We start from the raw sequence: 26,368 nt of genomic DNA on the forward strand, positions 1-26,368 counted from the left end.
CGTGAACGTCGACTGGGATGCGTTACGCCGTCGAGCTCGCGAGTTGACGAGGCGAGCGTATGTGCCGTACTCCCACTTCCCGGTGGGAGCGGCCGGACTCGCCGAGGATGGCCGTGTCGTCGTCGGATGCAATGTGGAAAACGCTGGGTACGGCGTCACCTTGTGCGCCGAGTGCGGGCTCGTTAGCGACCTCGTGGCTGGGGGAGGGGGTCACCTCGTCGCCTTCTGCTGCGTGGACGCTATGGGTGAGACGATTATGCCGTGCGGGCGTTGTCGCCAACTGCTGTGGGAACATGGTGGTCCAACGATGCTCATCGACACCCCAGCCGGGGTGCAGACGATGACCGAGGTGCTACCGCAGGCCTTCGGTGTCGACAACCTCGATCGTGTCGCTAACCAGCAGGAGAAGTCATGATAGTGGCCGCAGCCGACGGGTCCTCCCTCGACAATCCGGGACCAGCCGGCTGGGCCTGGTACATTGACGACGACACCTGGGCTGCCGGCGGATGGCCGCGCGGCACGAATAACATGGGTGAGCTTAAAGCCGTCCTCGACCTGTTGCGCGCTACTCGTAATGCCGACGGGCCACTGACGATCCTGTGTGACTCTCAATACGCTATCAACTGCTGCACCAAGTGGATTGCGGGCTGGAAGCGAAAGGGCTGGCGTAAACGTGACGGCAAGCCGGTCCTTAACCGGGACCTGTTGGAGTCCATCGACGAGGAGCTTGCCGGGCGTGACGTTACCTTCGAGTGGGTGAAAGGGCACGCCGGCCATACCATGAACGAGGCCGCTGACCAGCGTGCTCGCGCTGCCGCCACTGCCTTCCGCGACTGCACTCCGGTCAATCACGGGCCGGGGTTTGACGGGGTTGCTCGCGAATCGGAGCCGGAAGAGGCTGTGCCGGTGCCTGGTCATAGTGACGAGCAGGAGGGGCTGTTTGATTTGCCGGAGCGTCCTGCCACCCCTGACCAGGAGCTTATTGGCATTCTCATAGACAAAGAGCGCCGCTTTCTGGACACCGACGCGGTCGCCCACCGTAGCGCTTTAGAGGAGCTTGCTGCCCCAGACTTCATCGAGCATGACGGGAACGGCAGATTGTGGACGCGAGGCCGGGCCCTGGCTGATATGCCAGCCCCGGAGGTGAGGGCCAGCATTGAGATTCTCGGAATGGTGAGGACCGGTCCGCAGGATGTTGTGCTGCGGTGGCGGGCTCGGGCTGGATCTCGGGTAAGCCTGCGAGTTTCGCTATGGCACCGCGACCCAGATAGAGGCTGGCAGTTGAGGTTCCACCAGGTCACCCCGGTCCGCTGACGGCACTCGTGCCACCAACCAGCGCGCCGATCAGTGGGCTGACCAAGTGAAAGGACGCGCAGGGCGCCCAGACCGACTAGCCCCCCGCGCGTCTCGCATTCGGGTCGTTGAGGCGTCGGCAACTAAGTTGACGCTTTCCGAACGACAGGGGCGTCGACGTTCCGACATGCATCCGTGATGCCCTCGATCAATACTTGACATCCGCCTGACTGGGCTCCCACCCCGGTTCGATCCGCTGGACGTCCTCGATGCCGTCAGCCGATAGAGTTAATTACATGTGTGCCAACATTCTTGCCGCCGTCGCGTGGCCCTACGCCAATGGGCCTCGACATATCGGCCATGTTTCCGGATTCGGTGTCCCCTCTGACGTCTTTGCCCGGTACATGCGAATGTCGGGCCACCGAGTCCTCATGGTCTCTGGCTCGGATTGCCATGGCACCGCTATTTCGGTCAAGGCTGATCAAGAGGGTCTAACGGCTCAGGAGTGCGCCGAAAAATACCACCGCGTCATCGCGGCAGATTTGCAGGGGCTCGGGTTGTCCTACGACTTGTACACCTCGACGATGACCGACAATCACGCCCACGTCACCCAGGAGATCTTCACTCGCCTCCACGAGAACGGCTACGTCGTCAAGAAGTCCGAGATGGGAGCATTCGAGCCGTCAACTGGGCGTACCCTTCCCGACCGCTATATTGAGGGCACCTGTCCGGTGTGTGGCTACGACGACGCCCGGGGTGACCAGTGCGACAACTGTGGCCGTCAGCTCGACCCGGCCGACCTCATCAACCCCAAGTCTAAAACCACGGGGGCCGCTCCCGAGTTCCGCGAGACCGAGCACTTCTTTCTCGACCTTCCCGCCGTGGCTGAGTCGTTGACGTCATGGATTGATACTCGCACTGATTGGCGTCCCAACATCTTGAAGTTCTCCCACAACTTGCTTGAGGAGTTGCGTCCGCGCGCTATCACCCGCGATCTCGACTGGGGTATCCGCGTGCCGGTGGAAGGCTGGCGGGACAACCCAATGAAGTCGATTTACGTGTGGTTTGACGCCGTTATCGGATACCTGTCTGCTTCGATCGAGTGGGCACGCCGTATTGGTAGGCCTGATGCTTGGCGCGAGTTCTGGAATGACGAGGATGCTCGCTCGTATTACTTCATGGGCAAGGACAATATCGTGTTCCATTCGGTCATTTGGCCTGGCATCCTGCTGGGTACAAATGGACGTGGTGACAAGGGCGGCGAACCTTCCGAGAAACTCGGAATCCTTGACCTTCCCACTGAGATTGTTTCCAGCGAGTTCCTGACGATGAGTGGTTCTAAGGTGTCAAACTCTCGTGGCGCCACCATTTTCGTCGGGGATTTCCTGCGTGAGTTCGGCCCCGACGCTCTGCGTTACTTTATCGCGATTGCTGGCCCGGAGAACCAGGACACTGACTTCACCTGGGAAGAGTTCGTCCGTCGAGTAAACTTTGAGCTGGCTAACGAGTGGGGCAACCTCGTTAATCGGTTGATCTCGATGGCTTTCAAGAATTGCCACGGGATTCCAGCTGCTGGCGAGCTGACTGACGCCGACCGTCAATTGCTGGATGCCTCCGTGGCTGGGTTCGACGTTGTAGGGGAGTTGCTCGCCCACGCCAAGTTCAAGGCGGCTATTACTGAGGCGATGAGGATCGTTGGGCTTGCGAATGCCTACATTTCTGCCGAAGAACCCTGGAAGCTCAAGGACAACCCTGAACGCCGTGACACCGTGCTGCATGTGGCTTTGCAAGTCGTCAGTGACGTCAACACCATGCTAACCCCGTTCATGCCCCATTCGGCGCAGAAGATCTACGAAGCTCTTGGCGGTGAGGGTGTGTGGGCGGCTCAGCCTGAGCTCGTCGAGACCGACGGGGCACCAATCCTCATGGGCGATTACGCCACCGAGCAGGCCTCGTGGGGCCGTCGCGATATTACGGTCGGTACCTCGCTGTCCAAGCCTTCACCGATCTTCCGGAAGCTCGACGCTAAACTCGCTGAGACCGGTCCGGAGTGGGCCCCGGTTAATCCTCAGTAACGCCCGCCGTCAGAACCACCTGCCATCGTCTGCCAGCCGCTGCAACTGGCAGACAATGAGGGCGCAGGCCTCGGCGTCGGAATCAGCTCGGTGGTGATTGAGCCGATAGGTCGGGGCACACGCGTTGAGCACCGTGGGTAGCTTGTAGTTCGGCAGTCCAGGAATGAGACGTTGCGCTGTCCGGTACGAGCAAAAGAAAGGCGAGGGCAGCGTCGTTGTGCCGAAGTACTCGTCGAGCTGCCGCCACACCCGAGAGTCAAAGGCGGCGTTATGGGCATAGACGGTCGCCCCATCCACGAATTGAGAGACTCCGTCGGCAATATTGGCCCAAAGGGGGGCATCCACGACGTCAGCTGCCGAAATGCCGTGCAGATAGGTGAATTCAAAAGAATCCCACCCCTCAGGCGGACGAATTAAAGTGTTCAACCTGTCGACGATGTGTCCGTCATGCACTTTGACCATGGCCAGTTGGCAGGCCGAGACACCACCCATGCGGTTGGCCGTCTCAAAATCCACCGCGACGAAACCGCTTTCAGCAATCTGGGTGGGAGAGGGGACCAACAAGGACCGACACCGAGTCCTGCGGGTCGGTGCTGAGCCTGCAGTGTTGCGTACACCCTCATGTTCCCGCATCTGTGCCTCCTCATGCGACTGGCGCCACGATAGTTCCCGCCTGCGACACCGAGGACTCGTGCACATGGTGGTAGCGCTTAGGGGGTAGAGAGTTACGCACTCGAAGGATGCTCGCTAGCCAACCTGCTTGCGTGCCTCCCGCCTCACCATGATTGCCCCTAGCAGACCGATCAACAGGAACAGCGACGACAATCCGATCGACCACGCTGCTGCATGCGCGAAACCAGTTTCAAGGCTATGGATGACGGCGTCGCGGGAATCCCCGAGTGGTCGGATGAAAGGGGCATCAGTAGACGCATTGCGAAGCCCCGGAATGGCCGATCCCGCCGAGTTTTCGGTGGCGAAAACGAGTTTGTTGAGAACCTTGGCAGGTGCTCCGCTGACCGAGGCCACAGCGTCAGGAATAGTGTGGTTCATGGTCGATCCCAGTGCCGACCCGGCGATGGTGGCACCGAGAGCCGAGCCTAGCTGACGTACCGTCGACTGGGTGGCTGAACCCGCCCCGGACTGGTTAGTGGGAATGTCGTGCAACACCGTCGAGGTGAGCTGGGCCGAAGCCAGGCCGAGCCCAATACCGTAGACAACGAGGGTAAAAACAATCAGCCAGGTGGACCCCTGCGCACCTACAACCCAGGCCAGCAGCCCGACGCCGACGACCTCGAGGGTCAAGCCGAGTACCACAACTCCGGCAGCCCCCATCTGGGCGGACAGGTGACGAGCAGACGCGCCGGATAAGAAGGCACCTAAAGCCATTGCGGCGAGCACAACACCAGTGCGCACCGTTGAGAGGCCAAGTGAGTTCACCAGGAAAAGCGGCAGGACAAACATCAGCGAAAACTCGCCGATCGCTACCGTGGCAGCCGTCAAATTTCCCCACGAGAATGTGCCCACGCGAAATAGTGTGAGGTCGAGCACAGCGTCGCGACCAACTCGTGCACGGTGGCCCTCCCACACCACAAATAGCGCGATGAACACCAGGCCAGTAGCGATTGCCCACGGCACGGGGGACATCGACCATCTGGACGGCCATTCCCACCCGAAGATTTTGAAGGTTACTTTCTTATCCCACCATCCCAGAGAGGTTGCTTCGATGAGGCCAAAGACGAGCAGGCCAAAACCGATGGCTGAGGCGAGTACACCGTCGACGTCAACACCTTTTTCAGCAGACTTACCGCGAGTCTGCGGCACCCATGCGGCAATTCCAGCCAGCACCAGCAGCCCCAGCGGAAGGTTGACCCAGAATATCCAGCGCCATGACGCGTACTCGGTCAAGACTCCGCCCAGCAGTGGGCCGAGGGCTGCCATGCCACTCATGATGGCTCCCCAGATACCGAAAGCGGCGGCGCGGTCCTTGCCCTGAAAGAGTGAGTTCACTGACGACAAGGTGGACGGTAACACCAACGCGCCCCCAACACCCTGGACAGCACGCGAAGAGATGAGGGAACCAGGGCCTGTTGCAGTCGCGGCTAGAAGGGACCCTCCGACGAAGAGGACCGCACCAGCCGCGAATGTGGTGCGACGCCCAATCCGGTCGCCGAGGCGCCCAGCTCCGAGGAGGAGAGCAGCGAAGATGACGTTGTATATGGCGTTGACCCACTGGGCGTCAGTGAGATTCAGATTGAGAGCTGAAATCATCGTCGGTAAAGCAACACCAACAATTGTGCCATCTAAGATGATGAGGGAGAGCCCTGCGGCGAGGACGGCGAGGGCCTTCCAGCGGCCGGGGAAGGGCTGGGCCGTAGTAGCGGCGGAGGTGGCGTCTGACACGACAATCCTTTCGACCCTGTCGACTTTACGAAGGTGATGGTTCATCGGCATCGATCAAAAGGATGAAAACCTCTCCTACGCTCAGCCCATCAGGTCTGCGACAGTGGCACTTGCTCGCCTCATACTCATGGGCTGAAATCCCATGACAATAGCTCGTGACCGCAGGGCCGGCTCAGCCCGGCGTAACGCGAGGCCACGGCGAACTAGCACGGGAGGGGATTTGCGATGCTGCCGCAAATCTCGGACGAGACGCCGGGCGAAATTCAACCAGCGGGATCGGTCCAACCAGATCGGCAGAACGTTGAGGCCTGCTTGCAGACATGGTTCCAGCAAGTCGAGGGCAAAAATCCCTTCCGCAACGACTGCCGGAGCATCCCCAACATTGACGACGTGGGTGCCGTCGGCCCGGGAGCGGGAGATGTCGTAGTGCGGGGCGACGGTGCGCCCGGTCACGGCGAGTTCGTTGAGGGCCTTGACAGCGGTCGGTAGGTTCCAGGAGCCGATATTATCCCAATCCACCATGTCGTGCACTACAGGCAGCCCAGGCTCATCGTGATCACGGTAGAAATCGTCGAGGCGTAGCTCGGGTAAATCCGCCATGTGAGTGAGACGGGATTTCCCGGATCCAGAGGGTCCTGCCAACAGGATGATCGTGCGCGCCACGGTGGAGAAGCTTACCGTTGACCAGTTGGTACGCCCCGGTGGTTGCGGATCTGCTGCATCGCATCGCACATGGTTCGTGCCGGGGTGTTACGGTCGGGACGCTCCCCGGCGAAGATCATTCTGCAGGAGGCACTGGGTAGGTCCGTGTCAGGGCCATGGCGCTCTTTCTCGGGGGTGCCCGGGGTACCCATGCTGAGAGCCGGCGCGGTGCCAGCGTACGGTGAGAATTGCATCTGATGTTGGCAGGGAGGTTTCCCATGGGTTTTGATTCGGAGCCGTTGCGCTCTTACGTCGAACATAATTTCACCTGGGTTGCAGGGCTGGAACGCAACGTGCACCGATTCGGTGACTCGATCGCCATGATCGATCCCGTGACCGACTGTTCCTGGACCTATCGTGAGCTTGGTGCCGACGTGGAGCGCTTCGCAGTCGTGCTTGCCGAGCACGGGGTTGGCCCGGGAGATACGTTTGCCTTCGAATTGTTCAACACTCCGCAGTTTGCTATCTGTTACCTCGCTGCACACCGTCTGGGAGCTATCGGAACGGTTCTTAATTGCCGTCTGGCCGCCGGGGAACTCGTCCACGCCCTGCGTGACGCCCGTCCTAAGGTGCTCGTCTATGACGCCGAGGTGATGTCACGGGTACTACCTGCCATCGAAGAGGTCGATTCCGAGGCGGAGGTTCCGGCTCCTTTCCTCATCCAGGTCGCTCCGGCGGGTACTTCTCCTGACCTGCCTGTGGGCGCTGTCGACTTTGATGTTGCTATGGCTGAGGTTTCCGGCAAGGCACCGGAACGCCCCTCAGGTCTTAGCACCTATGACGAGGTCATCCGTCTATACACCTCGGGCACCACCGGCCTGCCCAAGGGCGTTCCGCTTCCGTCCTTTGTCGAGCTCATGAGCGCCCACGACGTCATCATGCATTTTCCGCTCACCCCTTGGGACCGCACCCTCAACATGACTCCTTGGTTCCATCGCGGCGGGCTTCACTCTGGAGGCCTAAATCCGACGTTCTACGTCGGAGGATCCGTCGTTCCGATGCGTGAATTCGACCCGGAAACGGTGCTCAACTGGGTGGGTGAGTACAACATCACCTTCCTCATCGGCGCTCCGACTGTGCTGGAGAGGCTGGCCCGCGCTCAAGAGAAGAACCCACGGGACTTGTCGAACTTGCGTGGGATCGTCACGATGGGTGCCCCATATAGATGCTCGCTCAGCTCAACGTTACATGGATGTCCTGACCCCGAATATTTCCAATGGTTACGGCACGACAGAGACTTTCTGGAACACGTTCTTACGTCCATTTGACCTTCCAGGCATGGCTGGAACAGCAGGACGTGCCAGCACTGATGACGACGTCCGGGTTGTGAGGGTCTTCGATGACCGGGTTGCCGAGCCTGACGAGATGGCCGCGAGGGACGGTGTTGAGATCGGTGAGGTTGCCATGCGCAGCCCCAAGTGTGGGATGTCGTATTCGGGCGAGAACGGGTCGAAGGATCCGAAGTTCCACAGTGGATGGTTTTACCCGGGTGATCTCGCCACCTGGGACGAGCACGAGTTCGTCACCATTGTCGGACGCAAGGATGAGATGATTATCAGCGGTGGGGAAAATGTTTTCCCAGCCCAAGTGGAGTCGGTCCTGGAGTCCCACCCTGGCGTCGCGGAGTCCCTTGTCGTCGGCCTGGCGGATCCGGAATGGGGTCAGCAGGTTGCCGCGTACGTGGTTCCCGAGGCCGGCACGGACGTTACTGCCGACGACCTTGACGCTTACTGCTTGGCCAGCGAAGACCTGGCTCGGTTCAAGAGACCGCGTGCCTACTGCTTCGTCGACGAGTTGCCGATGACCCCGACAGGTAAGAAAAAGCATGTTCAAGCCACCGGCCAGGCAAACCAAGAGGTACAGAAATTCGTGCGTCCATGTCATCACTGACAAGGACACATCCTCAGGGGCGTTGAGAGGCTGCTGCTTGATATCAACGTGCTGGTATATGCCGTCAATACCGACGCTCAGTATCACAAGGCTAGCCGTGTCTGGCTCTTGGAAGGGTTGCGAGGTAGTACCCGGGTTATCGGTATGCCGTGGGCGTCGTTACTGGGATTTGTCCGCATCAGCACGCATCCGCGTATCTTCGCGAATCCGCTCGAGGCTGAGCAGGCGATTTCTGTGGTTAACGCGTGGTTGTCCTATCCTCGTGTTGTAACCCTCTCCTTGCCACGGCTCGCTCCTTGCGGGTCTGCTCGCGGAATCGGGCACGGCTGGAAATCTCACCAACGATGCCCACTTGGCTGCGCTGGCTTTGGAATTCGACGCGACAGTGGTGACGTTTGATCGGGACTTCGGCCGATTCGGTGTACGCGTAATGATTTTCGGTAGCTGATCGGAAACAGAGCGAACCTTGGGTGATCAGCTGCCGTGCTGGCACCCTGACCATCAGGGGGCATTTCGTAAGCTAACTGGACGTTCGGGGACCCGGGGCGTATGACGGCTACGGTGTGGTGTGCAGCCCTCTGGCCGATACGACTTGCCTTACCAGGAGCCGCCACCTCCGCCGCCGAAGCCGCTGTCGCTGGAGCTGGACGAGAACCCGGAATCGGAGCTAGATGTGTCGCCCCACGACGGTGACGCTGCTGACGACATCGACGAGGACATGGAATGGCTCATGGTGCTGAAGGTTGAGGTGAAGTCATGAGACAATCCGTCCGCTGTGAGGGGAATCCACAATGGCCCCGGAGTCCATTGTCCGGACTTCTCGAGACTGGCAAATGTCGAGACCCATTTGTCGGTGATTCCGAATGCCGCAGCCCAGGGTAAGTATGCTGAGAAAATATCGAAATTCTCCTCAACCTTGAGTTGGTTGGCCTCGATGGTCGACAGGTAGTCCCGGAACCCGCGCACCTGGTCGCACATGGCGGTACCGAACGCGCTGCGAGCGGGGCGGGCCCACCGCGTCAGGATGGCCAGAGCGATGCTGGCAACGAAGAAAATGGGTGCGGTCGTCAGGACCACGCGGTTGGGTCCCACGTTCAAGAAATCAGGCAGTATGAGTGATGCCCCGGTGAGGAGGCCACCAGGAACGCGAGGAGGTATATCCACTGCGTCTTCCCATGCGAGGAGGCGAAAAGTCCCATCTGATCGTTGAGTTCGTCGATCTCGTGCTTGGCATGGGGTAATGCTTGGTTGTCTCTCTCATACCGCAGCTCCTCGGTGGTCACGGTGTCCTCTATGCCGAGCAGGGAACTGAGAAGACGACTCTCCCATCTAACCAAGCGATCGTCCCCTTTGCGACGGGTCAACCGCCACACTGGTTTCTTGCGGAACAGACCGGAAGGCTCCTCCGGGGTGATGGACAGATGACGACGCACCACGAGGTCGAGTAAACCGGCTGTGACGCACTCGATGTCGGCTTTCCCCTTGAGCAAGGCACCTGCTTGTGCTGGCTCAATCCCCGTAGGGGGCTGGACTACGACGGGGCTCTTGGGCTTGTGCCAGCGACGACGCACCCGTTGGAGGTCTGGTGGTGGGATGTAGCCGGGCTCCTCGCCAACGAATTCGAAGTCTCGGCTCCACCCGGTCCGTACGGCTATGCCGATGGTGATCACGCATGCTGTGAGGAGTCCATACTGGATCCATGGTCCGTAGGTCGGGTGCGTCTCTACCTTGGTCAGCTTTGCGTCGGCGGCAGAGGTGAAGGTCCCTACCGGAACACCGGCGACGATCCGCCAGGTGCTGTTGGCGGCAACACTGGTGGTAGAGAAGGTAGCGGTGGTGCTTCCCTCCCCAGAGGAATCGCAGCGTTTCTCGTTATTGACGTCACAATGGATACGGGATATGGGGTTTGGTGCCGTCACGGTGACTGTGGAGGTATCGACGGGAACGTTCAGGTTGTCGAAGATGTGCCAGTCGATTTCGTCGAGATGGGATGTCTTGTTGTCGCGCGCGATGAGACCGTGGACGGTGTAGGTGATCCGGTACTTCTGCTCGCCAGTGTAGGTGTGATCTTCCGACCCGATACGAAGCTGAACCACGCTGCCATTCTGAAGATCCATGGTGGGATCAGCTCCCGACGGACTTGAAACGTGGAAGTCCTGGTAGCTGACGTGACGAGTGTGGTCGGGGTCGTCGGTGAGGCTCTGCTCGGCAACGAAGGTGAGATATGGTCCGTGCTTTTGGTGAGTGGCGAAGTCGTAGGTGAGGTTGAGAACAACGTGGGCGGTGCCATTGCGGCTGAACGTAGCGTTGGCGTCGTAGCGTGTGATGCGCTCGCCGTTAGTGCCCTCGTCAGCATGAGCCAATCCGGCAGGGGCTAGGGTGAGGAAATAAGACAGTAGCAAAGTCATTACGGCCATGAGCCGGGCGTGTCTCATGGCAGCATTATAGAGGCAAGGGCGAGAATTGCCCCTATTGATAAACTCGCCTGCGATTGCTTGTCACTACATTGGCCATCCGGAAATCCAAGACGTGCGACGGCTGCCGCCGGGTTTGCAACCACCATGCTACTGGGCGGACGTATTCCGTGTACTGCTGGGCCTGCGGAATTGCGGCCGCGAGGATATCCAGGTCGCCGTTGATGTACTCATGAACGAGGATATTGCATAGCCCAACACTTAGTTTGAGCGCCTCGGACAGATCATGCGGGCTTATCGGGTCAACGGTTGCAGATTCCGAGGCGAGTTCGTCGGCTTTGCTCCGTGACGGAATGAGTATGCGACGTCAACATCGTTCGCGGTGTCTGGGGTTCGACGTGCCCTTCCGAAGAGGACGAGCAGATCAACCTCCAGAGCGAGCCAGGGTCAAAGGAACGCTCAGATTCCGAGAGCCTGAGCCATCTCCTCACGCAGGATAGCCATGTCTGCGTCAAGACGAGCCTTGGTGGCCGTCAGATCTGCCGACGACTCCGCCGCGGTAGCGCGTACCTCGAGGTAGCACTTGAGCTTAGGCTCGGTGCCAGACGGGCGGGCGACGACGTGAATGCGAGGTCCCGTCAACTCGATAGCGTTCTGCTGTGGTAGCTTGGATCCATTGCTGGGGTCGTTGAGGTCGCAAACGTCCACGGGACGATCTAGCAGAGTCGTGGGGGGCCGGTTGCGTAGGCGGTCCATGGAGTCGGAGATAATCGATATGTCGGTGACGCGCACCGCCAACTGACTAGTGCGGTGCAAGCCGTGGGCGGCCCAGATCTCGTCGAGTCGTTCCGCGATGGTTGTGCCGGATGCCTTGAGCTCCCCAACCAGGCGCATGATTGTGGCCAGAGCGGTGATGCCGTCCTTATCTGGCACGTAGGAGGGATCACAGCAGTAGCCGATGGCCTCCTCATAACCAAAGACGAGCCCAGGCACACGGCCAATCCACTTGAACCCGGTCAAAGTCATGCGGTGCTCGCGCCCTGCAGCCTTAGCCATCCGGTTGAGGCACGTCGACGAAACCACTGAATTGGCGTACACCCCATCGAGACCACGACGCAAGGCGTCATCACCAAGAAGAATGCCCAGCTCATCGCCGGTAAGCATCCGCCAGTCCCCGTCGATGACGGTCGCTACGGCGCAGCGGTCGGCGTCAGGGTCAGAGGCGATGACGACGTCGGCATCGTGGTCGCGGGCCAGCTTGATGGCAAGGTCAATAGCTCCGGGTTCCTCGGGGTTCGGGAAGACTACGGTCGGGAAATCCGGGTCCGGATCGAGCTGCTCGGTCACCCCGATAAACTCGGGCAAGCCAGCCTTCTCAACGAGACGACGTACGACCCGCGTCCCCACTCCGTGCATGGCGGTATAGACCCAGGTGACGCCGGGATTAGCCTTGGTGAGCTCGGCGGCCCGAGAGACGTAGGCATCAATGAGCTCATCGCCGATGAGCTCGATGTCGTCGCCGCGAGTAATGGCGCTCACTGGCTCCTCGGACACGACCTCGATTTCGTGGGCGATCTCGGTGTCGGTGGGCGGGACGATCTGAGAACCATCCCCCAAATAAACCTTGTATCCGTTATCAGCGGGCGGGTTGTGGGAGGCCGTCACCATGACACCGGCGACCGCCCCATAATGCTTGATAGCGAATGCCGTCACCGGGGTCGGGATCGGGGAGTCGGCCAGCAGGGCGTGGAAGCCTGCCCCAGCCATGATCTCGGCGGTATCGCGGGCGAAGACGTCAGAGTTGTGTCGGGCATCAAAACCGATAACAACTGATCCGCCAGTGTTGCCATGGGCGTGCAACCAGGCGGCAAAACCGGCAGCGGCACGCTGGACGACGACCCGGTTCATACACGACGGGCCGGGGCCTAGCGCAGCACGCAGGCCAGCGGTGCCGAATGTCAATGGTCCGGCAAAGGCCGACTCCACGGCTGCGATGGCTTCATCGTCACCAGACTGGGCGCGGGCGAGCAGATCCGACAGTTCGGCGCGAGTGGCCTCGTCGGGATCCTGGTCGAGCCAGGATTGAACTTCTGCGACGAGTTCGGGGTGAGGCCCTTCAGAGCGGGTGGTGGTCATGGTTCCTCGATGGGGTGTGGAGTGGATCAGATGGCAGCCGTGATATCGGCGAGAAGGCCGGCTAGCCGAGGAGCGGCCTCCTTGCCGGCAGCGATGACCTCGGCGTGGTCGAGCGGGGCATCAGTGACCCCGGCCGCATGATTGGTGACCAGAGATAGGCCGAGCAGGTTGAGACCGGCTTCGCGGACGGCAATGGCTTCGAGGGCGGTCGACATTCCGACGAGGTCGGCTCCGATGGTGCGGGCCATGCGAACTTCGGCCGGGGTCTCGTACTGGGGGCCGCGGAACTGAGCGTAGACACCGGTGGGGGTGCCTGGGGCAACCTTCTCGACGACTTTCAGTAGGCTCGGAGTCCACGCCGTTGACATATCAATGAAAGTGGCACCGCGCAGTGGGGTGGTACCGGTGAGGTTGATGTGGTCACGAATGGCGACGACGGTTCCAGGGCCCCACGACGGGTCTAGTCCGCCGCAGCCGTTCGTGAGGATCATCGTGCTGGCGCCGAGTGCCGCGACAGCCCGCACTCCGTGGACTACAGGCTCGACCCCGCGGCCCTCATAAAAGTGAGTGCGGCCAGTGAGCACAACGGCGGTTTTCCCGGTGGGCAGGGCCACGGCCACGAGGTCGCCGCCGTGCCCGGCAACAACAGGTGCGGAGAATCCGGGCAGCGCACCCAATGGGATCCTCCCAAGCGTTTCGCCTAGGCGATCAACTCCAGCAGACCATCCCGAACCGAGGACGAGGCCCATGTCGACGCTGGTGAGGGACAGGCGGAAACGGATGGCATCGGCAGCATCGCATGCGATGGCCTGAGGATCGGTGAACTCCGGTGACGTCATGGGGCTAACCCTAGAGGTTTTCGTCGCTTCGAGGAGCGCAAACCTCCGGCCATGTGCTGTGGTTTTCATCATCTCGGATAGCCGTCTGGGATCTCAGCGTCGATACGTGTGACGAATCGAGGGTTTCCTCATGTGGGCAATTTCTCTCGATGTCGACAGATGAGCCGTCGCGACTGAAAGAATGCCGCCATGACGTCCATGGTGATCATTGGGGCAGGGCCCGGAGGATATGAAGCTGCCAGCGTTGCAGCAGCTGGAGGTGTTGATGTCACTGTCGTTGAGGAAACCGGTGTTGGAGGAGCCGCCGTCCTCACTGACTGCGTTCCGTCGAAAACCCTCATCGCCACCGCGGAGGTCACATCGACGCTGCGTCGCGCCGCTGAACTTGGGTTGCGTCACACCGAGACGTTCGAGGTTGACCTTAATGCCGTCAACTCTCGGGTGAGCCGGCTCGCCCAAGCCCAGTCTGACGACATTGGCCGGGGGCTAGAGCAAGCGGGGGTGCGGTTAATCAGCGGGCGCGCACGGCTGACGACGGGTGCTCCTGGTCACCTGCATCGGGTGGTTATCAATGACGATGAGACCATCGACGCCGACATCGTGCTGTTGGCTACCGGAACTACCCCGCGCGAGCTCCCCACGGCCCGCTGCGACGGGGAGCGCATCCTCACCTGGAAGCAGGTGTACTCAATGAGGGAGGCCCCTGAACACCTCATCGTGGTGGGGTCGGGCGTCACCGGTGCTGAGTTCGCCTCAGCCTACGATTCGTTGGGATGCCGGGTGACGCTGGTGTCCTCACGCGACCAGGTTCTTCCGGGCGAAGATCCCGATGCGGCCCGGGTTTTGCAACAGGTCTTTGAGTCTCGCGGGATGGAGGTTTTGTCGCGTTCCCGCGCAGTGTCGGCGATTCGCGACGGGGACGGCGTCCTCGTCGGGCTGGAGGATGGCCGGACCGTGCATGGATCGCACGTCCTCGTGGCCGTCGGGTCGACCCCCAACAGCGCCGATCTCGGTTTGGAGGAAGTCGGTGTGGCCGTCGGTCCGCGGGGCCACATCGCCGTCGACAAGGTCTCGCGCACGAACGTTCCAGGTATCTATGCTGCCGGTGACTGCACCGGCGTGTTCGCCCTGGCGTCTGTGGCAGCTATGCAGGGACGCATCGCGGTGTGGCATGCTCTAGGTCAGGCACTCCAACCGCTGGATTTGTCCTTGGTGTGTTCCAATGTCTTTACTTCTCCCGAGATCGCCACGGTTGGTGTGACGCAAACTGACGTCGATTCCGGAAGGGTGCAGGCAAGGTCCACTCGGCTGGACCTGTCGACTAACCCGCGTGCCAAAATGCAGGGACTTCACGACGGCTTCGTCAAGCTCTTTTGCCGTCCAGAGACCGGCAATATCATCGGCGGAGTGGTCGTTTCACCGCGGGCCAGCGAGCTCATCCATCCCATTTCGGTAGCAGTGGCTGAACGCATACCCGTTGACGCTTTCCAACACGACTTCACTGTCTACCCATCCCTATCGGGGTCAGTCTCGGAGGCGGCACGTCGATTGCAAACCTTCGTCGCGTGAACTCACGGCCCCCGAGGGGGTCGCGTAGATCAGAAATCGTCGAAGAGGGCAGAGAACAAGCCCAGCCCGACTAGGCCGAGACCGCCAACGGCCAGGCCGCTGATGACGGGGTCAGATTCGTAACGTCGGTAGTACCCCTGTACCCACGGGGCATAGTCGGGGCCGGCCTGCCAGTAAGGCAGCTGGGCGCCGTTGACATCAACGGTACGGATCCACGGGGAACGACCCTGTTGAATGAGCTGGGCATCGGCGGCACATGCGGGAACCTTGCGCGCGACCCCGCCATCGGGGGAGTACATAACGTCCGTTGTCGACGGGCCGTGGGCCGGATCAAAGAAACACGGTGGACGTACCTCGGGGATTGGCTCACCGTGAGCGCGAGCCTGCACGCAGGCGATGGCGTGACGACCCTCCTCGAGGGTTTCCGTCACGAGCGGGATAGAGCGAGTGCCCTTGTCCTGGGCCATCAATGTCTTGGCGCGGTCATAGCAATCAAGGGCCATATTCCAGTCTTTGCGGCCGTCAGCTGAAATGTCCTTGCCAATCATTTCCATGTCGAGGTCTCGCAAGGCCTCCCCGAAGGTGGTGACGTCTTCTTCCGTTTCCTGCCGCATCTGGGAGACCTTGGCCTCGATAGCTTTCGTGCGCTCAGCCTGCATCTCACGAGACTGACGCTGGGCACGCATAAGTGATGCTGTCGTCGCCACAAGCCCCACAAAGAAGAGAACGAACAGCAGGAGGTCACCGGACATAATCACCAGGATGCCGTCTCGAAGCGACACTCACAAGAAAGACCATGTTCTGAACCTCACTCATCAACAATCTCACAGATGACTTCGCCCGAAGAGACCGGCGAGCCGACCGTGGCGTTGAGGTTGCGAACAATGCCCGCGCGGTGGGCGGCGATGGGCTGCTCCATCTTCATAGCCTCCATGACAACAATCTGGTCGCCTTCGTTGACCTCTTCTCCTTCCACGACATCGACCTTGACGATCGTTCCCTGCATCGGGCAGTCCACTGAATTGCCGGTCGCCGCGGCGCGACGCCCGGCACGATTGCGACGGGTGGGGCGGCGCGACTTGGTGCTGGGGACCTGACGAGCGCCATGCAAAGATGCGGGGATACGCACCTCAACCCGCTTACCGTTGACCTCGACGACGACCTCACGAGGAGGTTCGGATTCGGCAGACTCGCCCAGGGATCCGTTATATGGCTCGATCTTGTTGTTGAACTCGGTTTCGATCCAGTCGGTAAAGACGCCGAAGTGGCCGTCGGCGGCAGTGAAAGCTGGGTCGCGAACCACCGCCTGGTGGAAAGGAATGACTGTCGGCATGCCGTCGATGACGGTTTCGTCAAGGGCACGGACAGCCCGAGCCAGGGCTTGCTCGCGGCTATCACCAGTGATGATGAGCTTGCCGATGAGGGAGTCGAAGGCTCCGGGCACGGTCATGCCTGAGTGGTAGCCCTCGTCCATGCGCACGCCAGGGCCGTACGGCGGCTGCCAGGAGGTCAGAGTTCCGGGAGCTGGCATGAAGCCCATCCCGGGATCCTCAGCATTGATGCGGAATTCGAAAGAGTGACCGCGCAGCTGCGGGTCCTCGGGCTCCAGGTGTCCGCCCTGGGCGACATGGAACATCATTTGCACCAGGTCGACTCCAGCAACTTCTTCAGACACAGGATGCTCTACTTGCAGCCGGGTATTAACTTCCAGGAAGCTGATCGTTCCGTCCAGACCCACGAGGAACTCGCAGGTTGCGGCGCCGACATACCCGGCTTCTTTGAGGATGGCTCGGGAAGACTCGTAGAGACGGGTCGACTGCTCATGGCTGAGGAAAGGCGCGGGGGCCTCTTCAACGAGCTTCTGGTGACGACGCTGCAGGGAACAGTCACGGGTCGAAATGATTTGCACCGTGCCGTACTGGTCGGCGATGCACTGGGTCTCGACGTGACGCGGCTTGTCTAAGTAACGTTCGACGAAGCATTCCCCACGTCCAAACGCGGTGACGGCTTCACGGACCGCCGATTCATACAGGGGTGCTACTTCGTCCATCGAGTGGGCCACTTTGAGCCCGCGTCCCCCGCCGCCGAAGGCTGCCTTAATGGCGAGTGGCAGGCCGTGCTCCTTCGCGAATTCGACGACCTCGTCGGGCCCATCGACCGGATCAGCGGTGCCCGGGACGAGGGGTGCGCCAACTCTCTGGGCGATGTGACGGGCCTGCACCTTGTCGCCCAGGACGCGGATGGCATGCGGCGGCGGGCCGATCCATAGGAACCCGGCGTCAAGGACGGCCTGGGCGAAGTCGGCGTTTTCGGAGAGGAACCCGTAGCCAGGATGGATAGCGTCAACGTCAGCGCGGCGCGCGACGTCGAGGATTTTGTCGACGTCGAGGTAAGTCTGGGCGGGGGTGACGCCGTTGAGAGCGAAGGCTTCATCGGCGAGTTTGACGAACAACCCCTCGGAGTCAGAGTCCGCGTAGACGGCCACGCTCGTGATGCCGGCGTCCTTGGCGGCACGGATGACGCGTACCGCGATCTCGCCACGGTTCGCGATGAGTACCCGCTTGATAGTCCTATCCACGGTTCCTCCGATCGGCTCTTGGGGACGGGATGCTCTCACGGTGAGTCTAAGGGGTCAGCGGATGCCGCACGGTCATTTGTCCACCTCTTCCCACCTCTCGCTGGCCCCGTAGCGAGGTTGGTGTGGGAGTCCGGGAGAATCTGGTTGCATGGGTGGCAGTGGAGGACTTGCTGACCAGCTTTGCCGTAAATTAGGGGGTAGCCGTTGTGGGTAACCGGGGACGATGCATGAGGCCGCTAGCCTGACCGTCATGGCGACACCACAGTTCATCCTGGACCTGAGACGTCGTATTGGTCATGCGCCATTATGGTTGGCCGGCAGTAGTGCTGTCGTAGTGCGTGATGGCCCTCGGGGGCCTCAGGTGCTGTTGGTGCAGCGGGCCGATGACGGGCAATGGACGCCGGTCTGCGGAATCATAGAGCCGGGGGAGAGGCCCGATGAGGCCATCCTTCGTGAGATCTACGAAGAGACTGGGATAGTGGCAGAGATTGTGCGACTGGTCCGGCTTAACGTCGCTGCTCCCATCACCTATCCAAATGGGGATCGCTGCCAGTTCCTTGACCATGATTTCCTGTGCCGGTGGGTGAGCGGTGAGCCTCGAGTTGGTGACGATGAGTCCACCCGCACGGGCTTTTTTGAACTTGACGACCTGCCGGAGATGGAACCGCGTCACCGTCGTCGTATTGAAACGGCCCTTCACCCGTCAGAGATTGTGATCATGAGCTCGGATGCCACAGGTACCGGTGTCATGGAATATGCCGATGAGGAGGTCCGATGAGCCTGTCTCGGCTTTCTTCCCAGGTATGGCAGCACGGCAAGCTTGTCGCCGAGTCGGTCCCTTTAGAAACTCTCAGCGAGGAATTGTCGAACGACCAGACCTTGAGCTGGTATGACCTCACTGCACCTGACTACGAGGACATCGACACCTTGGCTGATGAACTTCACCTGGAGTTCCACACCGTTGAGGACGCCGAGGCTCCCGGCGAGCGCCCGAAGGTTATGCGATACCCGGACCACCTCTTCCTCACGACCTATACCGCGGCGATCGGTGAGACTGGTGACCCTAATAGCGGTCTCATCGTCTCCCGAGTCTCGGTATGGGTCTTTGAGCATGGCGTCGTCAGCGTTCATCGCAACGATCTGCCAGAGATCGCGGAGGTACTCAACCGCCTCGACGCGAACCCCGACCTCGTCTCGAATGGGCCGATGGGTATCGTCCACGCCATTCTCGACGTCCTTGTTGACGGCCATTTCGACACGGTTCAGCATCTCGACGACGTGGTTGAAGACGTGGAGGATCAGCTCTTCGACGACTCTATCGATACCCAGCAGGTGCAACTTCGGGTTTACCGGTTGCGCAAGGAGCTGGTGCAGTTTCGTCGGATCGTGCTCCCGATGCGCGAGATCGTCTCGACGATCAGTCGTCCGAGTAGAGAAGCTGTTGCTGTTCCGCGTGTCCTTGAGCCTTATTTCAATGATCTTTACGATCACTCCATGAGGGTGTCAGAGTGGTCTGATTCCCTGCGGGACCTGGTGGCGACGATTTTCGAGACGAATCTTTCCATCCAGGATGCCAAGCTCAATATCGTCATGAAGAAACTGGCGGGTTGGGCGGCCATCATTGCGGTACCGACCTTTGTCACCGGGTGGTTTGGTCAGAATGTGCCTTTTTGGGGAGATGGACGACCGTTGGGTCTGTGGATCTCTGCGGTGCTAGTCGTCGCGTCGAGTGTTCTCCTGTATTTGGTGTTCCGTAGGGAGGACTGGATATGAGCGCGGGTGATTGTGCGTGCTTGCGAGGGCGGGACGTGCGCCACGGAAGGGTAATGGACCGACGCGGCTGGTGCACGGTTGCGCCGAAGGTCGAGGTGTGAAACAGCGGGGGTGTCCACCTGTGATGGTGGGCACCCCCCGCCGTGTTATGGGGCGATGGCCATCATGGGGCCATCACGCTGAGATCACACACCCGTGCGAGGCATTTGCCTTGGGTGAGCGGGGCCGACCGGAACCGTAGTCTGGGTTGGTGTCGGAACCACAGGTGTGGTGACTGTGGTGGTTTCGGCGTGTTCACCGCACTTGCCCTGGGCGAGCACCTTGCCGTTGTTGTCGGTGAGGGTTTCCACCCAGTAGTAGGTGCCGGCCTGGTCGACGGTCACCTTCGGAGAGGCGATGTCGATGGGCTGGGTGTGGTCGCCGGCGGGAACCGCGACGGGCTTGGTCGTGATGATCGAGTCGCCGCACATGTTCGGTAGTAGCCCTTTGTGGGACAGCTTGAACGTGATGTGGGCGCCTTCGGGAACCGTGCCGGTGATGTGGGCGGTGTCGCCGAAGGGCTTACCCACCTCGGCGGTCTGGTCGGCGGTGGTGGTCACTTTCACATGATTCGACGGTGTTGGGGTTGGAGTTGGTGTCGGAGTTGGAGTTGGAGTTGGTGTCGGAGTTGGTGTCGGAGTTGGGGTTGGCTTGATTGGCTGGATGGGAACAATGATGCGATCCTGATGTCCCTTCTGCCCTGCTCCAAGGCTCAGAGCAGCCCCGGCGAACTCTGAGGTCCCCTGTGCGTCGGACGTTGAGTCCAACGGATCTGAGACAGGAATGGCCTTTTTGATTAAATAATTATAAATACTAGCTATGTGCTTCTTTGTGCTGTCGGGGACGGGTATAAAGATACCATTTACATATTCGGTGATATCATTACTTTTCAGGGTGAAATCATCACTGAAGTGCCATATTGCCGCCTGGGTAGCGGTCACGGCATCCCTATGATCGGATCCTGTTGCATCATCGTTCCCATTGGCAGCGTTAGCTTGCTTCTCTAACTCATCAAGAGCTACGCTAGGATAGCCGTTTTTCGCAACCCACCCAATTTTAGGGAGTGCATTGGGGAGATTATCGTTGTAGTGTGGCTTCAGCTCACTCCACTTGGTGAGAGTTCCTGTGTCCTGACGGTACCGTTCCTGAAACGAATTCTTCTCAATGCAGTACGCCAGTACTGGATCACCATCTAATGTATAGGAATCGTCGTTTGTGTCCGTCGGGTGGAGCGCTGTTAGATCAGCAAGTCCTGCAGCTGTGCCGTCTGCGAGATAGTATCCCGTGTAATAGAAGGGGCCGTTCTCCATCGAGTCGCTGACGTAACTTGGGAGTTTCTTGTAGAAGGGGGATTCCGCGCGTGCGGTCAGTGACACTGAAGCTTGATCTCCAGCTTTTGCGTGAATTTCATTTACTGTGTCAGCGTTCGCGGGGGGGGGGGGGCACTAAAAAGCGCAGACCCAACAATCAGCATTCCGGCCAATACTGCGGTCGTGGGGGATTTAAAACTTTGCTTCATGTGGATTTAGAGGTTCCTTTTGCTTTTGGTTGTGTAACCATAGATGAATTCTTTAAAAATATGTGAAACGACTTTGGTTAAGGGTTTTCTTTCATTATCCTCTTTCCTTGGAAACTACTCAAAATAGCGCGTAAGTATATCAGAAATTATGTATAGTCTCAACTAAGCAATTTGTATTATGCAACCAAGTAGCAAGATTTTCAGTCTCACGTGAGGCGAGCTGATCCCACTGGTCGCGATGTCATCCTCCGCAGCAGGCGCGATGGTTAGGTTGAAGGTGCTTCGGGGGATGCACCGTCATATCGAACGAATAAGTATCCTCGAGCGGGTGGATGCTTCAGCCAAGTGGCTGTAACCGTGGATGCTGCTTGGCAGGTTAGCTGCGCGATCATCAGTGGTCCCCACTACACCTCAGCCCAAGACCGATAGGCGGTGCTCAAGGCGACTTTGGTGGTGATCTTTATTGGACGTGGGTGGGATACCGAGCTTGGGTACACCGTGTATGAGCCTCAGCATCGCAGTGGCTTGGCAAGTTTCCATGTTGGCATGAGGGATAGCCGAATAGCCCGGAGCTGGGGTGAGCGGTCATTGGTCGTTTCTCCTGGATGCGCACATTCGCACCGTCGAGCCTCTTAGACTTGCCGACGTGACCACGATTGCACTTGCCATTGCCGGCTCCGAGGCGTCTGGTGGCGCCGGAGCCCAGACCGACCTCAAGACTTTTCACCAGCTCAAGGTGTTCGGATGCACGTCGTTGACCTGCATCGTCTCCTTCGACCCCAACAACGACTGGGGGCACCGGTTCGTTCCGGTGGATCCGCAGGTCATCCATGACCAGATCGAGGCTGCCGTTGCCGTCTATGGCCAGATTGACGCCGTGAAGATTGGCATGCTTGGCACGCCGACGACGATCGACGTCGTGGCCGAGGCTCTTGAGACCTACAAATTCCCCAAGGTCATCCTTGACCCCGTTCTTATCTGCAAGGGTCAGGAGCCCGGTGCAGCCCTCGACACTGACAACGCCCTGCGCGAGAAGATCCTCCCGCACGCTGACGTCATCACTCCGAACCTCTTCGAGACTCAGACCCTTGCCGGGAGCGATGAGATCACCTCCGTCACGGCTCTTAAAGATGCTGCCAAGAAGATTGGTGACCAGGGAGTTCCGGTCGTCATCGCCAAGGCCGGCACCCTACTGGGCACCGGTACCGCTCTTGACGTCTACTACGACGGCCATGATTGCGAGGTTCTTGAAGTTCCTGCCGTTGGCCAGGAGCGCGTCTCTGGTGCTGGATGCACCTTGGCTGCCGCGATCACTGCGGAAATTGCCAAGGGCGCCAATGCTCTCGACGCTGCTCGCACTGCCAAGCAGGTCGTCGTCTCGGCGATCGAGAACCGGATGCACGGTAACGCTCCATTCGACTGTGTCTACCAGGGCAACTACCAGGCGTGACGTCATCATAGAGTTCGTACGAGGTCGGCCCCGGCGCTTAGTAACGCCGGGGCCGAATTGCGCTGCCGAGTCGATCAGGTTCGACACACTGGACGCACTGAGAGCTCTTCGATCATGGCCTCAGGACTAGCCTCCAGGGCTGCGCGTACGGTGCGGCAACTGACTGCGGTCGCAGATACTCGGACGCGTCGTAGAGGCGCCCGGCCTGGGCCTGGAGCTCCACCTGCATGTCAGTGTCCACGCGGCCGGGGTGAATGGAGGTCACCCGAACTACGCCGCGCTCCTCTTCGCGTAGGGCGTGGGTGAGAGCACGCAGAGCGTACTTTGACGCCGCGTATACGCCACCGCCGGCGGGGGTCCGCAAGAATCCCGATCCGGAATTAATCATGACGACATCGCCGTGGCTGGCTCGCAACAGGGGAAGTACCAGGCGAGTGAGGTCGGCGACGGCGACGACGTTGATCTCCAGCACTCGGCGCCATTCGTCTCGCGTCTGGGAGGCAATATTGCCCGGTGACCTCGCGCTCACTCCTGCACTGTTAACAAGGGCGTCAAGGCGGTCCAGCTGGGAGACGGCTGCAGCGGTGGCGTCCCCGTCGTTCAAATCGACGACGAAGGGGGAGGCGCTGAGCAGCTCTGATACCACCTTTTCGACGGCCTCTCGATGGCGTCCGCCCACGATGATGTGGTGGTCGTGTCCCAGCTCGTTGGCGATGGCCCGCCCGATGCCGCGGGTGGCCCCGGTCATGAGGACAGAGCGTTGGGGTTTTGTACCATGAGGCGAATTCTATGGAACCTTTGCGACAAAGGTGCAAGGCTCACGCCAAGCGTTGCACGGATCCACTACGACGAGAGGTGTCTTGTCTGCTCGTTTGGAACACGTGTGGCGTCTCGGGGCCTGTGATACCCGGAGGCCTACACCTTCAAGGCAGAGGAGTGAGGATGATCAGTCTCGCCATTGGACTGGGACTGGCACTTGCCGTATCTGTGGCCATCGGTCGTGTCAGAAAGATCAACATCGGTCTTGTCGCGATTCCGTTCGCTTATGTCATCGGCGCGTTCTTTATGCACATGAAGCCATCCGATGTCGTAGAGCTGTGGCCGACCCACATCTTTTTCGTCATCCTCGCAATCTCGCTGTTCTTTGGATTCGCGATGGCCAACGGCACTCTTGCAGAGATCGCCAACGGGCTGCTACATAGATTCCGCGCGGCTCCGACCATGCTCCCGATCATGATCTTCCTTGCCTCCGTGCTCATCGCGGCCTTGGGCGCCGGTTACTACGCCGTCATGGTGCTCATGGCACCCATCGCTCTTCTCGTGTGTCGCAAGGTTGGGATCTCCCCGCTCATCGGTGCATTGTGTGCCGACTGCGGGGGCCAGGTGGGGTCGAACTTCATGGTTGGTCTCAACGGGGTGATCTTCCGCAACCTCATCACCAGTGAAGGCTTCAGTTCGAACGAGGCATTCGTGGTGTCGACGACGATCTTCGTCGTCTACCTGGCTATGACCTTTCTCATCATCCTTGCCATGCTCCTCCGCTCCTCGCGTCAACGAAGACGAGCTGGGACGACGGCCCAGGAAGTGACCTTCGCCGAGCCAATCCCACTGGACCGACGCCAACGCACGAATGTGTGTCTCATTGGAGTCTTCGTTGTCGTTCTTCTTGTACCACCGATCCTCCATCTCTGTCTGCCCGGAAGTTCGGCCGTGACATGGGTGAACTCGCGGATTGACGTCTCGCTGTTCGCTGTCCTCTTCGCCGTCGTCTGTGCCTTAATGAGGGTTGGTACAGAGAAGGAATCGTTGTCACACGTGCCGTGGTCGACTCTTATCATGATCGGGGGTATGGGCATGCTCGTCTCGATTGCTGTCAAAGCAGGCACGATCTCCTTGCTTGCCGGATGGGTCGGACACACCCCGCGACTGTTCATACCGGTTGTCCTTTGCCTCCTGGCGGCAGTCCTAAACATGTTCGGCGGCAGCTTCGTCGGCGTTGTCGCACCGGCCCTCTTCCCAATTGTGGCGAATCTTGCGACGGCGACCGGCATGAGCCCGGCACTTCTTTACACGAGCACGACGATCGGTGGTCTGGCCACTGGCATCTCGCCGTTCTCGGCCGGTGGGGCCATGGTGTTGGGATTTACTGACGCGCAGGAGAGGGACGACATGTTCCACTGGGAATTCGCCGTTGGCCTGCCGGTGTGCGTCGGGGTGGCTCTTGTTGTGAGCTTGCTGTACTCGCTCGTGGCCAGCTGAGGTGGGGACGCGGCACCTCATCGGGCGATAGCTAGCTCGCCCGATGCCGCGGGTGGTCCCGGTCACGAGGACTCTCTTGGTGCTGTGGCTGTTCTGTGAGGTTCCGGCGTTGTAGGCGTTTCCATGGCGCCACCGTACTTGTCTTTCCAACGAGCACTGTCAGGTTATGGTTGGTTGCTGTCACTGCAGAAAACATGTGCGATGCCAAATCCGAAATCGGGTGGTTGCGGGCCGTCATCCTGTGTCGCCCTGGCGATGAACTGTGCAGTTACCTGCGTCAGCATCTATCGGAGCCGTCCAGCGAGGTTACTGGTCGAGGCACTCGTGGTGGTGGCCTACGAGCGCAACATGAATATCAATGCCCGTATGGAGGCTGTCGGCATCGAGGTGCTGATGATCCTGAGCTCGGAGTTGGGATCGAGCCGTGGCGGTCCACGCTGCATGTTGTGCCCGGCGCTGCGTGATGATGTGCAAGGTACTATCAGCGATAGCATCACCGGTATGAATGCCAGGGTAGTGGTCGCGGTGACGGCTCTGCTCGTTGTGGCAGGGTGTGCTCCCTCACACGAGGGAGCCGTACCGGGCCCTGCTGCTGCATCTGCCACCCCGGCTCCCGCTGGTGCGGAAACCCTCGCGGATCTGGGGTTTAAGTATGGCCCCCGGAACTTCCGGTTGCCTAAGGGGCTGGTTGTCACCTTGCGGGTCGATCACGTCAACAACGTCACCCTGCTTACTGAGCCGGATACGTCGGGTAAAGTGCATGATTTTCTAGCCGATAATTTGTCGGCGTCGGGATTTACGGTGACTGGAAATGCCGATGGGTCCCTGACCTTCGTCTCGAATCGCGTTGACACCAAGGGATGGAGTGGGGCCTTCACGAGTTCCGACGAGGCGGCGGGACTGACTTTGCGTTACAGTTGAAGTGGTAATATCTAAGGATCAGAAGAATATAAGAAGTGTAAGGGGCCCCAATAATTTTTCATATGTGACAAAGGATAGAGTCAGTGTAATGGCTGCTGCAACGCTCATTCCAAGGATGACTGAGTGGTTTTCTTGGCGGATGTGCGCACTGATAATACCAAGTATCCATCCAGTGAGGCAGGGAATGATGATTCGCATCACGTAAGAGAAAATTCAGCGGTTAGACTCATTCATGGTCATTCGGAACTGGCTCACGTCATTGGGAGCACACTCAGAACTCGAAAAAGAATAATGTCTCTAAAAATAAGCTTAGCGTAAACCAGAAAGCCACGGACAAGAACAGCACTATAGCCACCATGATACTCATCTTAGAAATGATCCATCGGTTATCATGGATATTACTTACCCGAACACTCCCGAGCGCCCATCCGGCAAAAGGAAACATCATCAACGGAAGCAGATACAGAATAAATGCCTTAGTGCTATAAGTAGAATGGGCTGGCACATGAAT

19 protein-coding genes and 5 pseudogenes are annotated in these 26,368 nt (G+C 59.6%); 12 read left to right on the top strand and 12 right to left on the bottom strand.

What is annotated here, in order from left to right; genetic code table 11:
* The first annotated feature begins 1 nt into the window (after position 1).
* The 3 genes from F1563_RS11035 (at position 2) to metG (ending at position 3,368) form a co-directional block, all read left to right on the top strand.
* Positions 2–415 (top strand): cytidine deaminase, encoded by a 414-nt coding sequence (locus F1563_RS11035; RefSeq protein ID WP_002528624.1) that lies wholly within the window; start codon positions 2–4, stop codon positions 413–415.
* A complete protein-coding gene (locus tag F1563_RS11040) occupies positions 412–1,314 on the top strand; it encodes an RNase H family protein (RefSeq protein WP_002528623.1) in 903 nt (300 codons plus the stop codon). The genes F1563_RS11035 and F1563_RS11040 overlap by 4 nt, the downstream gene beginning before the upstream one ends.
* A gap of 248 nt (positions 1,315–1,562) precedes the next feature.
* On the top strand, positions 1,563–3,368 hold the full coding sequence (gene metG / locus F1563_RS11045; protein ID WP_172623668.1) for a methionine--tRNA ligase: 1,806 nt from the start codon (positions 1,563–1,565) through the stop codon (positions 3,366–3,368).
* Between the two features lie 9 nt (positions 3,369–3,377).
* On the opposite strand, the gene F1563_RS11050 is transcribed toward metG, so the two are convergent.
* The 3 genes from F1563_RS11050 to F1563_RS11060 all read right to left on the bottom strand — a co-directional run bounded on the left by F1563_RS11050 (position 3,378) and on the right by F1563_RS11060 (position 6,368).
* Positions 3,378–4,001, bottom strand: coding sequence for a 3'-5' exonuclease (locus F1563_RS11050; RefSeq protein ID WP_007434018.1), 624 nt, complete (start codon positions 3,999–4,001; stop codon positions 3,378–3,380).
* 114 nt (positions 4,002–4,115) lie between these two features.
* Positions 4,116–5,768 (bottom strand): MFS transporter, encoded by a 1,653-nt coding sequence (locus F1563_RS11055; RefSeq protein ID WP_172623669.1) that lies wholly within the window; start codon positions 5,766–5,768, stop codon positions 4,116–4,118.
* An 81-nt stretch (positions 5,769–5,849) separates the two neighbouring features.
* A complete protein-coding gene (locus tag F1563_RS11060; protein ID WP_002528619.1) occupies positions 5,850–6,368 on the bottom strand; it encodes a hypothetical protein in 519 nt (172 codons plus the stop codon).
* A gap of 283 nt (positions 6,369–6,651) precedes the next feature.
* Between F1563_RS11060 and F1563_RS14385 the strand changes: the two are divergent.
* Both F1563_RS14385 and F1563_RS14920 read left to right on the top strand, forming a co-directional pair.
* A pseudogene (locus F1563_RS14385) lies at positions 6,652–8,360 on the top strand (class I adenylate-forming enzyme family protein).
* A gap of 304 nt (positions 8,361–8,664) precedes the next feature.
* Positions 8,665–8,808 carry a PIN domain-containing protein gene (locus tag F1563_RS14920; protein ID WP_227431950.1) on the top strand — a complete coding sequence of 48 codons (144 nt, stop codon included), beginning with the start codon at positions 8,665–8,667 and terminating at the stop codon, positions 8,806–8,808.
* A gap of 149 nt (positions 8,809–8,957) precedes the next feature.
* Here F1563_RS14920 and F1563_RS14705 read toward each other — a convergent pair whose 3' ends face one another.
* From F1563_RS14705 to F1563_RS11095, 4 genes are all read right to left on the bottom strand, one after another.
* Positions 8,958–9,437 (bottom strand): DUF2207 family protein, encoded by a 480-nt coding sequence (locus tag F1563_RS14705; protein ID WP_007434014.1) that lies wholly within the window; start codon positions 9,435–9,437, stop codon positions 8,958–8,960.
* 17 nt (positions 9,438–9,454) lie between these two features.
* Entirely contained in the window at positions 9,455–10,795 is a 1,341-nt protein-coding gene (locus F1563_RS11085; protein WP_002528614.1) for a DUF2207 domain-containing protein, read from the bottom strand.
* 438 nt (positions 10,796–11,233) lie between these two features.
* The gene (locus tag F1563_RS11090) at positions 11,234–12,910 is read right to left on the bottom strand and encodes a phospho-sugar mutase (RefSeq protein ID WP_002528613.1); all 1,677 of its coding nucleotides are present in this window, start codon (positions 12,908–12,910) and stop codon (positions 11,234–11,236) included.
* 26 nt (positions 12,911–12,936) lie between these two features.
* Entirely contained in the window at positions 12,937–13,749 is an 813-nt protein-coding gene (locus tag F1563_RS11095) for a purine-nucleoside phosphorylase (protein ID WP_036958429.1), read from the bottom strand.
* A 189-nt stretch (positions 13,750–13,938) separates the two neighbouring features.
* Between F1563_RS11095 and F1563_RS11100 the strand changes: the two genes are divergently transcribed.
* Entirely contained in the window at positions 13,939–15,318 is a 1,380-nt protein-coding gene (locus F1563_RS11100) for an NAD(P)H-quinone dehydrogenase (RefSeq protein ID WP_002528611.1), read from the top strand.
* Between the two features lie 29 nt (positions 15,319–15,347).
* Here the strand turns inward: F1563_RS11100 and F1563_RS11105 are convergent, their stop codons facing one another.
* The 3 genes and pseudogenes from F1563_RS11105 to F1563_RS14390 all read right to left on the bottom strand — a co-directional run bounded on the left by F1563_RS11105 (position 15,348) and on the right by F1563_RS14390 (position 18,194).
* Complete coding sequence (locus F1563_RS11105; protein ID WP_172623670.1) at positions 15,348–16,070, bottom strand: hypothetical protein; 723 nt, start codon at positions 16,068–16,070, stop codon at positions 15,348–15,350.
* A gap of 56 nt (positions 16,071–16,126) precedes the next feature.
* Positions 16,127–17,896: an acetyl/propionyl/methylcrotonyl-CoA carboxylase subunit alpha gene (locus F1563_RS11110; RefSeq protein WP_002528609.1), complete on the bottom strand. Its 1,770-nt coding sequence runs from the start codon at positions 17,894–17,896 to the stop codon at positions 16,127–16,129.
* A 35-nt stretch (positions 17,897–17,931) separates the two neighbouring features.
* A pseudogene (locus F1563_RS14390) lies at positions 17,932–18,194 on the bottom strand (hypothetical protein).
* Here F1563_RS14390 and F1563_RS11120 point away from each other — a divergent pair.
* Both F1563_RS11120 and F1563_RS11125 read left to right on the top strand, forming a co-directional pair.
* A complete protein-coding gene (locus F1563_RS11120; RefSeq protein WP_050748899.1) occupies positions 18,147–18,674 on the top strand; it encodes an NUDIX hydrolase in 528 nt (175 codons plus the stop codon). The pseudogene F1563_RS14390 and the gene F1563_RS11120 sit on opposite strands and share 48 nt — an antisense overlap.
* The gene (locus tag F1563_RS11125; RefSeq protein ID WP_002528607.1) at positions 18,671–19,669 is read left to right on the top strand and encodes a magnesium transporter CorA family protein; all 999 of its coding nucleotides are present in this window, start codon (positions 18,671–18,673) and stop codon (positions 19,667–19,669) included. The genes F1563_RS11120 and F1563_RS11125 overlap by 4 nt, the downstream gene beginning before the upstream one ends.
* Before the next feature lie 185 nt (positions 19,670–19,854).
* Here the strand turns inward: F1563_RS11125 and F1563_RS11130 are convergent.
* A pseudogene (locus F1563_RS11130) lies at positions 19,855–21,227 on the bottom strand (PPA1715 family sortase-dependent PT-repeat surface protein).
* 646 nt (positions 21,228–21,873) lie between these two features.
* On the opposite strand from F1563_RS11130, the gene F1563_RS11135 reads away from it, so the two are divergent.
* A complete protein-coding gene (locus tag F1563_RS11135; RefSeq protein WP_149302692.1) occupies positions 21,874–22,677 on the top strand; it encodes a hydroxymethylpyrimidine/phosphomethylpyrimidine kinase in 804 nt (267 codons plus the stop codon).
* A gap of 74 nt (positions 22,678–22,751) precedes the next feature.
* On the opposite strand, the pseudogene F1563_RS11140 reads toward F1563_RS11135, so the two are convergent.
* A pseudogene (locus F1563_RS11140) lies at positions 22,752–23,425 on the bottom strand (SDR family oxidoreductase).
* A gap of 194 nt (positions 23,426–23,619) precedes the next feature.
* Here F1563_RS11140 and F1563_RS11145 point away from each other — a divergent pair.
* From F1563_RS11145 to F1563_RS14400, 3 genes and pseudogenes are all read left to right on the top strand, one after another.
* The gene (locus F1563_RS11145; protein ID WP_002528602.1) at positions 23,620–24,936 is read left to right on the top strand and encodes an SLC13 family permease; all 1,317 of its coding nucleotides are present in this window, start codon (positions 23,620–23,622) and stop codon (positions 24,934–24,936) included.
* A 255-nt stretch (positions 24,937–25,191) separates the two neighbouring features.
* A pseudogene (locus F1563_RS14710) lies at positions 25,192–25,386 on the top strand (arginine deiminase family protein); the annotation flags it as partial.
* Positions 25,387–25,437: 51 nt separating this feature from the next.
* Positions 25,438–25,857, top strand: coding sequence for a hypothetical protein (locus tag F1563_RS14400; protein ID WP_036958451.1), 420 nt, complete (start codon positions 25,438–25,440; stop codon positions 25,855–25,857).
* Positions 25,858–26,368 lie beyond the last annotated feature (511 nt).

The organism is Cutibacterium modestum (assembly GCF_008326345.1).
Lineage (GTDB): Bacteria > Actinomycetota > Actinomycetes > Propionibacteriales > Propionibacteriaceae > Cutibacterium > Cutibacterium modestum.

Bases quoted from the DNA above. Each gene is read 5' to 3' on its own strand.
- F1563_RS11090 (WP_002528613.1), bottom strand. From the start codon at position 12,910: ATGACCACCACCCGCTCTGAAGGGCCTCACCCCGAACTCGTCGCAGAA.
- metG (WP_172623668.1), top strand. From the start codon at position 1,563: ATGCCGTCAGCCGATAGAGTTAATTACATGTGTGCCAACATTCTTGCC.
- F1563_RS14400 (WP_036958451.1), top strand. From the start codon at position 25,438: ATGAATGCCAGGGTAGTGGTCGCGGTGACGGCTCTGCTCGTTGTGGCA.
- F1563_RS11095 (WP_036958429.1), bottom strand. From the start codon at position 13,749: ATGACGTCACCGGAGTTCACCGATCCTCAGGCCATCGCATGCGATGCT.
- F1563_RS11125 (WP_002528607.1), top strand. From the start codon at position 18,671: ATGAGCCTGTCTCGGCTTTCTTCCCAGGTATGGCAGCACGGCAAGCTT.
- F1563_RS11145 (WP_002528602.1), top strand. From the start codon at position 23,620: ATGATCAGTCTCGCCATTGGACTGGGACTGGCACTTGCCGTATCTGTG.
- F1563_RS11060 (WP_002528619.1), bottom strand. From the start codon at position 6,368: ATGGCGGATTTACCCGAGCTACGCCTCGACGATTTCTACCGTGATCAC.
- F1563_RS11050 (WP_007434018.1), bottom strand. From the start codon at position 4,001: ATGCGGGAACATGAGGGTGTACGCAACACTGCAGGCTCAGCACCGACC.
- F1563_RS11100 (WP_002528611.1), top strand. From the start codon at position 13,939: ATGACGTCCATGGTGATCATTGGGGCAGGGCCCGGAGGATATGAAGCT.
- F1563_RS11085 (WP_002528614.1), bottom strand. From the start codon at position 10,795: ATGAGACACGCCCGGCTCATGGCCGTAATGACTTTGCTACTGTCTTAT.
- F1563_RS11120 (WP_050748899.1), top strand. From the start codon at position 18,147: ATGGCGACACCACAGTTCATCCTGGACCTGAGACGTCGTATTGGTCAT.
- F1563_RS11040 (WP_002528623.1), top strand. From the start codon at position 412: ATGATAGTGGCCGCAGCCGACGGGTCCTCCCTCGACAATCCGGGACCA.
- F1563_RS11105 (WP_172623670.1), bottom strand. From the start codon at position 16,070: ATGTCCGGTGACCTCCTGCTGTTCGTTCTCTTCTTTGTGGGGCTTGTG.